Genomic DNA, 14,143 nt, shown 5'->3' with positions numbered 1-14,143 from the left:
GCGTGTCCGGGCTTTCGCCGCTCAGCCGAACGACGACCGGTCCAGCCAGAAGTCCAGCAGCGCGGCGTCGCCGAGCACCTCGACCCGCGGGCTCGTCGGCTCCAGTCGGCGGTTGAAGACCAGCATCAGGTCGGTGAGCGGTCCGCGCAGCGCGACCGTGGCCCTGTCGTGCGCGTGCCGCCAGGTGAAACGGTCGTCGCCGAACTCGATCAGCCACTCGGCCCCGGGCACGTCCGTGGCGTGCAGATGCAACGAGCGCCCGCCTCCGACCAGTTCGGCCGCCTCCGGGTCGCCGCCCTCCTGCGAGAAGGAGACGATGCGCAGCCATTCCTCGATGGTGTCGGCGGCCACGTCGGCGTCCACCGTGTACGGGACGCGGGCGGCGAGCGCCGCGTCCGCCCGGTGCACAACGGTCTCGTGCGTCATGCGCCGCGCCCAGAAGGCGGCACGCCGCTCCCACGCCCAGGTCCACACCTCGGTGTCGGGCCCCGCCTCCCGCAGCGCGGCGACCGTGGCCGCGGCTCCCTCGGCGAGCCAGGCGTCCAGCGCGGCCGGGTCGTCGCCGTCCGGGCCGTCCATGCCGGGCACCTTGTCCTCGGGGATGTCCTCGGCGGCCCGGGTGCGGACGATCTCGCCGACCCAGCGGTGCGCGCCGCCGACGTGCACGGCCAGCTCCCGCAGGGTCCAGTCGGGACAGGTGGGGACGGTCGCGGTGAGGTCGGCGCCGGTCAGCACCGCGCGCAGGGCGTCGTTCTGGGCCAGGATCTCGTCGCAGTAACGGTCGTGGGAGAGAGAGGTCATGCGGCGCACCCTAACCGGCGGGGCCCGGGTCGATCACCCGGATTCCGCAGGTCGACCGGGTGCCGGCGGGCCGCCCGTCGACGGAGGGAGAATGAAGGCAAGGGCTGCTCCCACGCCCCCCACGCCCGCGTCCCCACGCCCCCCACACCCCCCACACCCCCCACACCCCCCACACCCCCCACGCCAACGTGTCGAAACCATCGCGAAGAATGGATACGTGACCCACTGATGAGGTTCTCCCGCGACGACGTGGTCTGCCGCGTCTCCCTGAACCTGCGGCGGGTGCGCACCGCCGAAGAAGCGCTGCGCGCCTGGCTGCCGCTGGTCTCCGAGCTCCGACCGGTGTCGATGGCGTTCGAGGCGGCCGGTCCCGACGGACTGCGCCGGGGCTTCCTCGCCGATCTCCTCGTGGTCCTCCGGCCTCCGGAGGACCACCAGGCCCGGGAGGGCGGAACCGCGCGCGACCGGCTGCTCGCCGCGGTCGACGAGCTCGCCCGACGCCTCGGCCTGGACCCGGCGGGGTTCGAGACCGACGAGGACGGCGTCGGCGGAACGTTGAAGGTGCGGGACGAGCACGACGGCTCGTCCTACGGCGCCTATCTGATCCTCGCCCTGACCGGCGCGGACCCCCTGCTTCCCGAGGGCGAGGAGATGGACTACGACGGCACGGGTGACGATCTGCTCTGACCCCGGCGGGGCCCGCACGGCGGGTCTCCTGACCGGGCGGGCCTGACCGGCCGGGCCCGCTGAACCGGGCCGAACCGTCCGAGCGTGTCACAGTGGGTGACGAAGGTCGGCACTCCCTCTCAACCCCGCACGGCCCCCACCGGCCGCCACCCGGTACGGGCCGTGCGGGTTTCACCCTGCGTAAAGCGGCAACCAGAGTTCCATGTCTCCCAGAACCCGTTCAGGAAGCAGTTCAGCGGCTCGTGTCATCGCCGTCGTGGCCGACATTCTGGCCTTCGTCATCATCCTCTGGATTTTGATGTACCTGCTGGACGCCAACCGCGGCAACGACTTCGTGCAGTGGGTGCACGACGCGGCCCGCTGGCTGGCGGGCTGGTCGTACGACCTGTTCACGTTCGACAGGGCGTGGGCGAACGTCGTCACCGGATACGGCCTGGCGGCCGTGGTCTATCTCTTCATCGGACACGCGGTGGCGGGCCGGCTCCGCCGCGGCTGAACAGGGCCAACCCCAGGGCGCGTTCAGCGGCAGGCCGGCGCTTTCAGCCGCAGCAGTCCGGCTCCAGACCGACCGGCAGCCGCTCGCCCCCGAAGACCGCGGTGGTCGCCTCGTCCCCCCCGAGCGCGGCCACCGCGAGCAGCAGGGAGCCCGCCGTCCAGGTGGTCAGCTCCTCGGGCCAGAAGGCCCGGTCACCCTCGAAGACGTAACCCGTCCAGTACAACCCGCCCTCGGCGCGCAGGTGCTGGACGGACTGGAGGATCTCCAGCGCCCGGTCCGACTCCCCCGTCATCCAGAGGGCCAGGGCGAGTTCGCAGCTCTCACCGCCGGTCACCCAGGGGTTGGGCAGCACGCAGCGCACCCCGAGGCCGGGGACGACGAAGCGGTCCCAGCCCTCCTGGATGCGGGCGGTGGCCTCGGCCCCGGTGACCGCGCCGCCGAGGACCGGGTAGTACCAGTCCATCGAGTAGCGCCCCTTGTCGAGGAAGCGCTCGGGGTGGCTGCGGATCGCGTGGGCCAGCGCGCCGGTCGCCAACTCCCAGTCGGGCTGCGGCTCCTCGCGGCGTTCGGCGATGGCCAGCGCGCAGCGCAGCGCCTGGTGGATCGAGGACGAGCCGGTCAGCAGCGCGTCGTTCACGGGCGTTCCGTCGGGCTCCCGCTTCCAGCCGATCTGCCCGCCGGGCTGCCGGAGTCCGAGGACGAACTCGACGGCCGCGAAGACCGTGGGCCACATGCGGTCGACGAACGCGTCGTCGCCGGTGGCGAGGTAGTGGTGCCAGACGCCGACGGCCACGTACGCGCAGAAGTTGCTCTCCCGCCCCCGGTCGGTCGGCTGCCGCGGATCGCCGTCGTGGTAGGCGGCGTACCAGGAGCCGTCGGCGTTCTGGTTGCGCGCGAGCCAGTCGTAGGCGCGGGCCGCCGCCCCGTGCTCGCCGGCCGCGTCCAGGGCCATCGCGGCCTCGGTGTGGTCCCACGGGTCGAGGTGGTGGCCCCGGAACCAGGGCAGCGCCCCGTCCTCCCGCTGTACGGCGGCGAGCGCGGCGACCGTCTCGATCGCCTGATCCGCCGTCAGGACGCCCGGCAGGACGAGGTGTTCGGTCTGTTCGGGAGTGCTCACGCCTCGGCCTTCGGAAGGTGCGGCTTGGTGGCGTAGGCGACGAAGCTCTTGCCGACGACCGGGTTGAGGAGCTGCTCGGCGACCCGGGTGGCGAGCGGCTTCTTCATGATGTCCCAGACCAGCAGCTTGTGGTACGCCCGCACCGGGAGCGCCTTGTCGTTGTCCACGCCGAAGGCGCACTTGAGCCACCAGTACGGCGAGTGCAGGGCGTGGGCGTGGTGGGTGCCGTACGGCTTGAGCCCCGCCTCGCGGATCCGGGCGAGGAGCTGGTCGGCCTTGTAGATGCGGATGTGGCCGCCCTCGACCTCGTGGTAGGCGTCGGAGAGGGTCCAGCAGACCTTCTCGGGGCCGTAGCGCGGGACGGTGATCGCTATCCGGCCGCCCGGCCTGAGCACCCGGACCATCTCGGCGAGGACGCCCTTGTCGTCCGGGATGTGCTCCATGACCTCGGAGATGATCACGACGTCGAAGGAGTCGTCGGGGAAGGGCAGGTTGAGGGCGTCTCCCTCCATCGCGGTGGCGGTGGCGCCCTCGGGGGCCTCTCCGGCCTCCTTCATCGCGGCGAACCACGTGGCGACCTCGCGGATCTCCTCGCCGTTCCGGTCGAGCGCGACGACCTGCGCGCCGCGCCGGTAGCACTCGAAGGCGTGCCGGCCGGCACCGCAGCCCAGGTCGAGCACTCGGTCGCCGGCGGCGAGCGGGAAGCGGGTGAAGTCGACGGTCAGCACGGGGGCCTGCCTTCGAGGTCGGAGGTACGGGTTGCGACGATCGGGTCCGCGGTCGCCCGGGGGCGCGCGGTCACCTGCGGATTCCGCGGGCGACGATCGCCTGACGGTACAGCTCGGCCGTTCCGGCCGCCGCCCGGGCCCAGGTGAAGTTGGCCAGCACCCGCTCGCGGCCGGCCGCGCCGAGCCGGGCGCGCAGCTCCGGGCTGTCCAGCAGCCGGGCCAGTGCTCCGGCCAGCGCGTCCGCGTCGCCGGGGGGCACGGCCAGGCAGGTCTCCCCGTCGCGGCCGGAGACCTCGGGGATCGCGCCGCCGGTGGTCGCGACCAGCGGGGTGCCGGTGGCCATGGCCTCGGCGGCTGGCAGCGAGAACCCCTCGTAGAGCGAGGGCACGCAGGAGACCTGGGCGCCGCGCACGAGGTCGACCAGCTCGGCGTCACTGATGCCCTTGACGAACTGGACGGCGTCCGCGAGCCCGTGCCGCTCGATCGCGCGGGCGACCGGGCCGTTCTCGGCGCGCTTGCCGACGACGACGAGGTGGGCGGCGGGGTTCTCGGTGCGGAGCTTGGCGAGCGCGTCGACGAGGTGGACGAGGCCCTTGAGCGGAACGTCGGCGCTGGAGGTGGTGACGATGCGGCCGGGCACCTCGGGAACCGAGGGATCGGGGGACCACAGGTCGGTGTCGGCCCCGATGTGGACGACGCTGATCCGGTCGGCGCGCACGCCGAGGTCCTCGACGATCTCGTCGCGGGAGGAGCCGGAGACGGTGAGGACGGTGTCCAGCTTGCGGGCGACCCGCTTCTGCATCCGGGTGAAGGCGTACCAGCGGCGTACGGAGGCGCGTCGGCGGCGGCTCGGCGCGGCCGCCAGGTCGAGCCTGCGGTCCACGGTGATGGGGTGGTGGATCGTCGTCACGAGCGGGGCCCCGAGGTCGCCGAGGAGCCCGTAGCCGAGGGTCTGGTTGTCGTGGACGACATCGAACTCACCACGCCGGGCCAGCAGATGGCGGCGGGCGCGCAGGCTGAAGGTGAGCGGCTCGGGGAAGCCGCCGGTCCACATGGTGGCGACCTCGGCCAGGTCGATCCAGTCGCGGTACTCGCCGGGCTTCGGGGTGCGGAAGGGGTCGGGCTGGCGGTAGAGGTCGAGGCTGGGCAGTTCGGTGAGCGCAACGCCCTCGTCGAGCACCGGGTAGGGCTGCGCCCCGATCACCTCGACGCTGTGGCCGAGGCGGGCGAGTTCCCGGCCGAGGTGGCGGACGTACACGCCCTGGCCGCCGCAGAACGGATTGCCCTTGTAGGTGAGGAGTGCGATGCGCAACGGCCGGTCGCCGGTCCCGGTGGAGCTGCCGTCGCCCGTGCGGGGGCCTGTCTCTATGGCCTCAGCGGTCACACTCGGCCCCCTTCTGACTGCGTATTCGCCGGAGCGTAACCGGTCGCGCTAATCTAGAACAAGTTTCAGACTTGATAGAACAAGTCGCATACTTGATCGTTCGACGTGCATCGAATCTACCGGCAGGTAGCGTCGGCGCGAGAGCCGGATCAGGTGATTCGCGCCACGACGGACGCCCTGGCATGCTGTGCGCGCCCGTCCGGTCCGCTTCGTCCGTCCGGGCGCGGGATCAAGCCATGGATCACGGATCGTGGATCGGGGACAGCATGACCGCGGACGCCAGACCGGCAGCGCCTCCGCTGACCGAGCGCCAGGAGGCCCGTCGCCGTCGCATCCTGCACGCCAGCGCCCAGCTGGCCGGCCGGGGCGGGTTCGAGGCAGTGCAGATGCGGGAGGTGGCCGAGGCCGCCGGAGTCGCGCTGGGCACCCTCTACCGCTACTTCCCGTCCAAGATCCATCTGCTGGTCGCGACCATGCAGGACCAGCTCCAGCACCTGCACGCCACGCTCCGCAAACGTCCGCCGGCCGGCGACGACGCCGCCCAGCGGGTGGCCGAGACGCTGATGCGCGCCTTCCGCGCCCTGCAGCGCGAACCGCACCTCGCGGACGCCATGGTCCGCGCGCTCACCTTCGCGGACCGCAGCGTGAGCCCCGAGGTGGACACCGTCTCCCGGCTGACCACGGCGATCATCCTGGACGCGATGGGCCTGGAGCACCCGACCCCGGAGCAGCTCTCCGCGGTCCGGGTCATCGAGCACACCTGGCACTCGGCGCTGATCACCTGGCTGTCGGGCCGGGCCTCGATCGCCCAGGTGAAGATCGACATCGAGACGGTCTGCCGTCTCATCGACCTGACGGCGGAGCCGGGCCGGCGCTGAGGAGCGGCCCGTCGGCGGGGCGGGCCGCCGGCGCCCGGGGCGTGTTCCGCAAGTCCCGCCTGCTCGGCGGCCTCCGGGCGGACGGCGCTACTTTCGAAACACGCCCTCGACGCCCGCGAGCGCCACCACGGCCGCACGGCGGCGGTCCGTCCACTCGGTCAGCCGCGCGTCATCCCGCCCGGCCTCGAATCCGGATTCGAACCCGGATTCGACCCCACCCTCGAATCCGGCCTCGAGTCCGGCCTTGAACAGCGCCTCCCGCCGGACCCACAACCGCAGCAGCGCCGGGCCGGGGTCCGGCTCGGCGCAGGCGGCGTCCACCGCGTCCCCGGGCAGCAGCCGCCGCAGTACGGACAGGGGCCCCGGCCGGCGCGTCAGGGGTTCCACGTCGATACCGACCGGGCCGGGCCCGACCGCCGCCGCGGCGAGGCCGTCGGCGTGGCTGAAGCTCGCCCCCAGGCCGGAGTGGTCCGGGAGATACGGCCGGCCGTGCCCGTCCCGCCCACAACCGGGGCAGCGCTGGGCCGGTTCCACCGCGTCCGGCGGCAGCCCGGTGGCCCGGGAGGCGCACAGCCGCAGCAGCAGGCGGGCCGCCACCACGTCGTCGCGGCGGGCCGGCACCCGGATCCCCGCGAGCCGCCGCCGCTCCCACGGGGCGAGCAGGCGCTCGTCGAGCTCCGGGTGCGCCAGCACCTCCGCGGTGGTGGCCACCAGCACGAAGGCGCCCGCGGCCGCCGACGGCGCGGGGGCCGTGCCCTGTTCGCGGGGCGGCGGGAAAGGGGCCACCGGCCCGGACTCAGCCGGCCGGCGCCTCCGCCAGGTCGCCGGCGGCGAGGAAGCGCTCCTTGACGCGGGCCAGGGTGCGGAAGTCGTCGATGGTGACCTCCTGCAGATCGATGCCGCTGCCCGAGATCTCCTCCAGGAGGTCGATGAACTCCAGGAAGTCCATCGAGTCGATGAGGCGGGCCTCGATGAGGTCCTCCTCGACGCCGATCGAGCCGTCGAGTCCGGGGTTCTTCTCGTTGAGCCACGCTACGACACGTTCCATGGGAGAAACCGCTCCTCTTTGCTTCTGTTGACGGCTTACTTCTGTTGACGGCGCTTCTGTTGACGGCGCCTCTGTTCGGGTGACGGCCGGTCGGCCAGGGCTGAGGATCGGTTCAGGAACCGGCGGCGCGGAGCCGCTCCAGGGCCTGCTCGGCGGTGCCGTGCGCGAGGATCATCGCGTGCACCCAGCGCTCCATGCCGAAGGCGACGCAGGAGCTGTACGCGGGACCGTGCGAGCCGGCCCGGATGCCCAGCCGCTCGCCGAAGAAGTTGCGGTGCCGGTTGACGGAGGCGATGGCCGTGCCGTCAGGGGCGCTGTACTCGTACTTCACCGGGTCCAGTGCCATCAGGCGGGCCCGCGACCCCCCGTTGTCGTAGAACGGGTCGTCGGCCGCCGCCCGGGTCAGGGTCAGGCCGAGACGTCCGGCCACCTCCTGGACGAACTCCCCGCCGCGTTCCTGGTGTTCGGTGGCACCGTCCTTGGTGCCGAGGTAGATCACCTCGCGCATGTGGAACCCCCACAGGCGGCGCAGGCCGTCGTAGTGGGTCTCGTTGCGGAAGCAGCGGCCGACCGCCGAGAGCCTCAGCCCGTCCTCTCCGACGTCCTCGCCCTCCAGGGAGAGCAGCAGCCCGTAGCAGGTCGCGGACGGCAGCACATGGCCGGTCGGGTGCAACGGCAGGTCCTGGGGCGACCCGCCGGAGGCCAGACCGTCGAGCGCCTCCGGGCCGAACCGCCCCGCGGAGACGCCGAGATGGGGAAAGTTGCGGAAGAAGTCGAGCCGCGCCAGCCCCTCGACGGAGAGCAGGGGCGGCCCCACCACCTCGGGGGCGGCGAGCCGCGCGGCGAGGCCGGTCAGCAGATCGTCCAGGCCCCGCAGCAGTGCGGTGCGGACCGGGTCCAGCGTGATCAGCCCCGCACCGGGACTCTTCAGCGTGATACCCGGCAGGGCCGTGATGCTGGATGTGTTCATGGAACCGCGTCTTTCTCGGCGTGGGCCGGCAATCGGGGACACCCCTCGGGCGTACGGACCACATCGCCGTGACGGCGGCAGGTCCCGAACAGGTCCGTGACTGTCCGGAGTACGGACAGAAGTACAGATGACAACCCGTCACGAACCCGACCGCGCCCTTGGACATTAGGCCTGTCGCTCACCTGTTGTCTAGACCAAAGAAACCGAACGACAGGTATCGATTTCGTGGCCGCCAGGTACAGGACGGCATCTCATATCCCCATATGTGGATGGCACTTGACAGTCCGGGCGGTCTGGACCAATCCTGCTGATCGACGTGGTCATGGCTCCTCCCGCCACGGCACTGCCATCCGTCCCGCCGTCCGCGGCGACCCCGCTCCCCCGGGGTCGCCGCACGGCCGGCCGAGGAGAAGGACCTGCCATCAACCTCATGACGACCCCTGCCCCTCGCCGCCGGCCCCGCCTGCACCGCGCGGCGTCCGACATCCCGTACTTCAGCGCGGACGGCGAGGCCTACCTCGCACAGACCGCACTGCGGGAGCTCGACAAGTCACGCCCGCTGCGAGTGCTCTCCGAGGAGGACTTCGCCCACTGGCAGACGTACGGCTACGTCATCGTCCGGGAAGCGATCCCGGCCCCGGTGGCGCGTCAAATGCTGGACTTCACCTGGGAGTTCCAGGGCCTGGACCCGGAGCGGCCGGAGAGCTGGTACGAGGACCGGCCGCTGCGCTCCGAGCTGGACCAGCAACTGCGCATCTACGGCTTCGTGGAGGCCTACCACCACCAACTCCTCTGGGACAACCGGCAGTCACAGCGGGTCTACGACGCCTTCGTCGACGTATGGGACTGCGAGGAGCTGTGGGTCACCCTGGACCGGCTCAACCTCAACCCGCCCAACCGGGGCAACCGTGACCGCGCCCTGATCGAGCCGACGGACCGGGGCTTCGACATCGAGCTCCACTGGGACATCGACACCACGCTCGCCGTCCCGCCGCAGCGGGTGCAGGGCATCATCGCGCTCAACGACACCCGGCCGGAGACGGGCGGCTTCCAGTGCTGCCCGGAGCTGTTCCGGCAGTTCGACACCTGGAAGACCGCCCAGCCCGCCGGCCGGGACCCCCTGCGCCCCACCATCGACCGGGACGAACTCCCCGTCGTACGACCGGATCTGCGCCCGGGCGACCTGCTCATCTGGAACGGCCTGCTGGCCCACGGTGTGGCGCGCAACCTCTCCGAGAGCGGGGTGCGGGCCGTGCAGTACCTGTCGATGATGCCCGCGCTGGAGGAGCACGAGCGGCTCCGCAAGTCCCGCGTGGAGTCCTGGCGCCACCTGCGCACCCCGCGCTGGAACCGGACCCTGGTCGGCGACCCGGTGCTGCCCGAGGCCAAGCGCTACCCCACGGCCGAGCTGAACCCCCTGGGCAGCCGACTGCTCGGGCTCGCCTCGTGGCAGGACCCGGTCGAGGACGCCGAGGACACGGCACCCCCCGCGCGGAGCGGGGAGCCCTCGTGCGCCGCGTCTGTCTGACCCTGCCCACGCACCGGGCCTGCGCCGGCACCATCGCCGCGGTCGGCGAGGAAGCGGCGTACGGGGCAGGGCGGTTCGGCGTGGAGGTGCATCTCCTGGTCCTGGACTCCTCCCCCGAGCCGGTGCTCGCCGAGCACCGGCGGGCGGTCGCCGCGCTGCCGCCGTCCCCCGGTGTCACCGTCCACCACCTCGACGAGGACGAGCAACGGGACTTCCTGCGCGCGGTGATCGGGCGGTCCGGCGGAGACCGGCCGGACCGGCTGCTGGAACTGATGCTGCCGTCCCGCGTCTCCTACGGCGCCTGCACCAACCGGGCGTTCCTCATCGCCCAGGCCCTCGGCTGCACGTCCGTCCACCGCCGGGACTCCGACAGCCGCTACCAGCGGTTCGACGGCGAACCGGTCTTCCCGCTCCACGAGGAGCTCACCTATCTGGGCCAACGCGCCGACGACGTACGCGCGTCGGCGACCCGGAGCAAGCTGCCGCCGGGGACCGGGAGCCGGCGGGTGACGATGGCCGGCGGCTCCTTCGTGGGGGAGATGTCGGTGGACGTCGCGGAGATCCGCGAACGCGACCCGGCCACGTACCGCGAACTGATCGGCCTGTCGATCCCCGAGGGGTACCCGGAGATCTGGCGCGGACATCTGATCGACGAGTCCTTCCGGGGCGCCGGGGACACTGCGTTCGACGGCGATCGCACCACGCTCGCCCCCGTCAGCCCGATGCGCGTGGACATGTGCAACATCGCACTCGACCACGAGGTCTACCGCCGTGTCCCGCTGCCGCCCGCCACCGACACCATCGGCAGCGACTACTTCCTGATCCACCTCCTCCACGACGCCCGCATGCCCGGCGTCCAGCACAACCGGCACATCGTCAACTTCCATACGCCGGAACGGCGTACGGACGACGGTTTCCTCGCGTACCAGGTGCGCTTCGTGAAGTTCCTGCTGTCCAAGGCGTATCTCAACGCCGTGTACGCGAGGACGGCGGCGGCGGGGAACGCGCTGCTCGACGCCGAGGGCCACATCCGGGCCCGTGAGGTCGCCCGCTTCGTCCGGGACAGCACCGGCCTGGACCGGGCGTCGGGAGCCCACCGGCTCGACGTCATCGACGACGCCTACCGGCGGGTCGGCGACCGCTACAAGACGGTCGCCGACGTCCTCGTCGAACGCCGCTCCCGGCTCCTGGACGAGGCCCGTGACGACATGGCCGACTTCGCGCTCCTGATGGACCGCTGGGAGGCGTTGGCCCGTGCGAGCGCGGACGTGGGCCCGAGGGGTGCCCGGGCCGTGAACCGATGAACTCCGCAGCCGGCAAGGACACCATGCACCCGAACCCCCCGCACACCACCACGACCACGGTCACCGTCGCCTACGCGGGCGGTGAGGAGCGCCGGGGCCCCCTCACCATGGGCCAGGCCAACATGATCCGCTGCATCCTGCGGGACGACCCCACCCACATCAACATCCACGATGTGTGGCCCGTCCCCGAGGGCACCACCGTGGAGGCCGTCACCGACGCCTTGCGCGCCTTGGCCGGGCGCCACGAAGGGCTGCGCACCACGTTCCCGCATGCCCCCGGGTCCGCACCGGTCGAGCAGGTCGTGTCGGCCGAGGGCACGTTCACGGTGACGGTCCTGGACCACGCGGCGTTCCCCGAGGAGCCCGCGCGGTATGCCGAGTCGGTGGCCCGGGCGGCCCGGGCCGGGCGCTTCGCCCTGGAGCGGGAGTTCCCTCTGCGGATCTCCCTGCTCACCGTGGCCGGAACCCCGGTCCACGTCGCGCTGGCGTTGAGCCACGCGGTGGCGGACGCCAGCGCGATGGCCATCCTGCGCGAGGAGTTCGCCGAGCTGCTGGCGGGCAAGGAGCTGCCGGGGCTCACGTCCCTGCCCCCGGTCGACCTGGCCGCCGTGGAAGCGTCCCCGGCCGGGCTGCGGAAGTCGGAGGCTTCCCTGCGGTACTGGGAGCGGATCATCCGCAACGGGCCGCAGGAGATGTTCGCGGAGCCGCGCGGCAGGAGGCCGGGGACCGACGAGGAGGCCCGGCGGCTGACGCTCCGCTCCCGCCGGGGCGGCCGGGCGCTCGCCGGGGCGGCCCGCCGCACCGGGCACCCCGAGGCCACCGTCCTGATGGCCGCCTGGTGCGCCCTGGTGGCCCACCGGGCGGGCCAGGACAGCTGTGTCACCGCCGTCCCGAGCGCCAACCGGTTCCACCCCCGGGTCGCCCGTTCGGTGACCACCGCATCCCAGGACGCTCTGCTCCACCTGGATCTCCGGGTGCCCGGCTTCGACGCCCTGGTCGCCCGGACCTGGGGGGCGGTGCTCGACGCCTACCGGCACAGCCAGTTCGACTCCGTACGGCTGTGGGAGATGATCGACCGGGTCACCGCGGAGCGCGGCAGCCACTTCGGCCGGGACGTGGTGTTCAACGATGTGAGCGCCCTGCCCGCCCCGCTCCTGGGCACCGACACGCAGGACCGCGACGACGCCGAGCAGGAGCTGACCTGGGGTCCGCCCCAGACGCTGCCGACCCGGCTGCTCGCCTTCACGTACCGGACAGCGCCCCAGCTGCACATCTCTCTGTGGGCGGCCCCCACGCTCTTCACCCCCGAGGAGGCGGAGGGGTTCCTCTCCGGGCTGGTCCTGCTCCTGGAGGCGGCCGCCGCCGGGGACGTGCCGATGGAGGCGCTGTCCGAGGTGACGGGAGTCCGTCCCGCCGAACGCGGGCCCACGTGGCTCCGCGTGGACGGCTGCTGGGTCTCGCCCGCCGCGGTGCGCGAGACCCTCGCCCGGGCGGCGGGCGGACTGCCGGTGCGGGTGGCCGAGGAGCTCGGACCGGACGGAACGGGGAACGGCACCGCGGAGGGGGTGCCCGGCGCGGAACCGCACCTCACGGCGTACATCGCCCGCGGCGCCACCTCGTTGACGCCCGAGGAGGCCCACCGGGCGCTGACCGCCCTCATCCCGGCCGCCGGTTCGGGCGTCCTGGCACCCCACCGCTACGTACTCGTCGAGAACCCACCCGCCGAGCAGGACCGGAGCGACGCCTGGCGTCGACTGGAGATCATCGAGGAAGGGACCGGCAGAGGCCGGCAGGTACGACATGAGCGTTGACGGCACACCCCTTCCGCAGCAGCGGGAATCACTGCCCAGCCCCTGGCGGTCGGGCCGGTTCCGGCTGTTCTTCACGGCCCGCAGCGCGTCGCTGCTGGCCGACGGCATGCTGATGGTCTCCCTCACCACGGCCGTGCTGGGAGCGGGCCACGGGGCGACCGGCGTCGGCTACGCCCTGGCCGCCTGGATGACCCCGATCGTCCTGCTGGTGCTGTTCGGCGGGGTGCTGGCCGACCGGTTCACCCCGCAGCTGATGATGATCTGCGCCGACCTGGTGCGGATGCTGGCCATGATCACGCTGGCGGCGCTGCTCTTCTCCTCCGCCCGCGTCCCGCTGTGGCAGATCATGGCGCTGATGGCGCTCAGCGGCGCCGCGACCGCGATGTTCCAGCCCGGTATGGCGAGCATGGTCCCCCGGGTCGCGGAGGACATCCAGAAGGCCAACGCGCTGCTGCGCATATCCGAGGCCCTGAGCACGCTGCTCGGCCCCGGTCTGGCGGGCATCCTCGTCGCGTACTGGCAGGTGTCGGGCTCGTACCTGGTCATCGCGGCGGCGTACACGCTCAGCGCGGCGGTCCTGCTGCCCCTGCGGAAGCTGCACACGGTCCGCGACGAGGGCGACGCCCCGATGTGGCGCAGGCTCGCGACGGGTTGGCAGGAGTTCCGGTCCCGGCAGTGGCTGTGGGGCGTCATCGCGGTCTGGTCCGTCTACGGCCTGTTCGTGTTCGGCCCCGCGCTGCCGCTCGGCGCCGCGCTGATGATCGAGCAGCACGGGGCGAGCGGCTACGGCTGGATCGCCTCGGCGGACGGCGCCGGGACGATCATCGGCGGCCTGATCGGCATGCGGGTCCGCCCGAGACGCCCGCTGGTGGCCGGCGCGCTGGCCATGCTCTGCTTCGCGCTCAACCCCCTGGCCCCGGCGCTCGAATGGTCCTTCGCGGCCACGGCGATCGCCCACGTGATCGCGGGTTACGGCTTCGCGTTCTGGGGCGTGATGTGGGCGACCAGCGTCCAGTCGCACATCCCGCTGACGGTCCTGAGCCGCGTCTCCGCGTACGACGTCGCGGGCTCCATCATGGTCATCCCGCTCGGCCGCGCGCTGGCGGGCCCGGCGGCCGACACGTTCGGCGCGAACGAGGTGCTGATCTTCTCGTCGGTCATGTCGTTCGCCCTGCTGGCGGTGATGCTGAGCGTCCCGGCGATCCGCGCGCTGCGGCGGGCGCCGGAGGGGCTGTTGAGCAAACCGGAGGCCGAACCGGCGGTCTGACCCGCGCCAACGATGGAACGACGTACCGGCCGGACTTCGCGGGACGGGTGGGACGTACCGGTCAGACCTGCATGACCGGTACGTTCGCCCTCCCCGCCTGACTGCTTTGCGACGTTGCTCCAGG

Annotated in this window: 14 protein-coding genes; 7 read left to right on the top strand and 7 right to left on the bottom strand. The window is 72.3% G+C overall.

Going from position 1 to position 14,143, the window contains the following annotated elements; genetic code table 11:
* Positions 1-21 precede the first annotated feature (21 nt).
* The gene (locus AB0F29_RS03260; protein WP_361867088.1) at positions 22-801 is read right to left on the bottom strand and encodes a maleylpyruvate isomerase family mycothiol-dependent enzyme; all 780 of its coding nucleotides are present in this window, start codon (positions 799-801) and stop codon (positions 22-24) included.
* A gap of 228 nt (positions 802-1,029) precedes the next feature.
* Between AB0F29_RS03260 and AB0F29_RS03255 the strand changes: the two genes are divergently transcribed.
* Both AB0F29_RS03255 and AB0F29_RS03250 read left to right on the top strand, forming a co-directional pair.
* On the top strand, positions 1,030-1,488 hold the full coding sequence (locus AB0F29_RS03255; RefSeq protein ID WP_361867087.1) for a hypothetical protein: 459 nt from the start codon (positions 1,030-1,032) through the stop codon (positions 1,486-1,488).
* 202 nt (positions 1,489-1,690) lie between these two features.
* Entirely contained in the window at positions 1,691-1,984 is a 294-nt protein-coding gene (locus tag AB0F29_RS03250) for a hypothetical protein (RefSeq protein WP_361867085.1), read from the top strand.
* Positions 1,985-2,027: 43 nt separating this feature from the next.
* On the opposite strand, the gene AB0F29_RS03245 is transcribed toward AB0F29_RS03250, so the two are convergent.
* From AB0F29_RS03245 to AB0F29_RS03235, 3 genes are all read right to left on the bottom strand, one after another.
* Entirely contained in the window at positions 2,028-3,101 is a 1,074-nt protein-coding gene (locus AB0F29_RS03245) for a prenyltransferase (RefSeq protein WP_361867084.1), read from the bottom strand.
* A complete protein-coding gene (locus AB0F29_RS03240; RefSeq protein ID WP_018958240.1) occupies positions 3,098-3,829 on the bottom strand; it encodes a class I SAM-dependent methyltransferase in 732 nt (243 codons plus the stop codon). Before AB0F29_RS03240 ends, AB0F29_RS03245 begins: the two co-directional genes overlap by 4 nt.
* A gap of 70 nt (positions 3,830-3,899) precedes the next feature.
* On the bottom strand, positions 3,900-5,213 hold the full coding sequence (locus tag AB0F29_RS03235; protein ID WP_361867082.1) for a glycosyltransferase family 4 protein: 1,314 nt from the start codon (positions 5,211-5,213) through the stop codon (positions 3,900-3,902).
* A 266-nt stretch (positions 5,214-5,479) separates the two neighbouring features.
* Between AB0F29_RS03235 and AB0F29_RS03230 the strand changes: the two genes are divergently transcribed.
* Positions 5,480-6,091 carry a TetR family transcriptional regulator gene (locus AB0F29_RS03230; RefSeq protein ID WP_026290562.1) on the top strand — a complete coding sequence of 204 codons (612 nt, stop codon included), beginning with the start codon at positions 5,480-5,482 and terminating at the stop codon, positions 6,089-6,091.
* 87 nt (positions 6,092-6,178) lie between these two features.
* Here AB0F29_RS03230 and AB0F29_RS03225 read toward each other — a convergent pair whose 3' ends face one another.
* The 3 genes from AB0F29_RS03225 to AB0F29_RS03215 form a co-directional block, all read right to left on the bottom strand.
* Positions 6,179-6,808: a 4'-phosphopantetheinyl transferase superfamily protein gene (locus AB0F29_RS03225; RefSeq protein ID WP_361867755.1), complete on the bottom strand. Its 630-nt coding sequence runs from the start codon at positions 6,806-6,808 to the stop codon at positions 6,179-6,181.
* 79 nt (positions 6,809-6,887) lie between these two features.
* Complete coding sequence (locus tag AB0F29_RS03220) at positions 6,888-7,139, bottom strand: acyl carrier protein (protein WP_361867081.1); 252 nt, start codon at positions 7,137-7,139, stop codon at positions 6,888-6,890.
* Between the two features lie 112 nt (positions 7,140-7,251).
* The gene (locus AB0F29_RS03215) at positions 7,252-8,109 is read right to left on the bottom strand and encodes a hypothetical protein (RefSeq protein WP_018958245.1); all 858 of its coding nucleotides are present in this window, start codon (positions 8,107-8,109) and stop codon (positions 7,252-7,254) included.
* Positions 8,110-8,539: 430 nt separating this feature from the next.
* On the opposite strand from AB0F29_RS03215, the gene AB0F29_RS03210 reads away from it, so the two are divergent.
* The 4 genes from AB0F29_RS03210 to AB0F29_RS03195 are packed head-to-tail and all read left to right on the top strand — an operon-like array spanning position 8,540 to position 14,019.
* On the top strand, positions 8,540-9,637 hold the full coding sequence (locus AB0F29_RS03210; protein WP_361867080.1) for a phytanoyl-CoA dioxygenase family protein: 1,098 nt from the start codon (positions 8,540-8,542) through the stop codon (positions 9,635-9,637).
* On the top strand, positions 9,619-10,941 hold the full coding sequence (locus tag AB0F29_RS03205; protein ID WP_361867078.1) for a DUF6271 family protein: 1,323 nt from the start codon (positions 9,619-9,621) through the stop codon (positions 10,939-10,941). The genes AB0F29_RS03210 and AB0F29_RS03205 overlap by 19 nt, the downstream gene beginning before the upstream one ends.
* Entirely contained in the window at positions 10,938-12,752 is a 1,815-nt protein-coding gene (locus tag AB0F29_RS03200) for a condensation domain-containing protein (RefSeq protein ID WP_361867076.1), read from the top strand. The genes AB0F29_RS03205 and AB0F29_RS03200 overlap by 4 nt, the downstream gene beginning before the upstream one ends.
* Positions 12,742-14,019 (top strand): MFS transporter, encoded by a 1,278-nt coding sequence (locus tag AB0F29_RS03195; RefSeq protein ID WP_361867074.1) that lies wholly within the window; start codon positions 12,742-12,744, stop codon positions 14,017-14,019. Before AB0F29_RS03200 ends, AB0F29_RS03195 begins: the two co-directional genes overlap by 11 nt.
* The last annotated feature ends 124 nt before the right edge of the window (positions 14,020-14,143 follow it).

The organism is Streptomyces sp. NPDC026589, from assembly GCF_040638385.1.
Taxonomy (GTDB): domain Bacteria; phylum Actinomycetota; class Actinomycetes; order Streptomycetales; family Streptomycetaceae; genus Streptomyces.
Note: the sequence above shows the minus strand (reverse complement) of the source record. Positions and strands in the feature narration are given on the sequence as shown.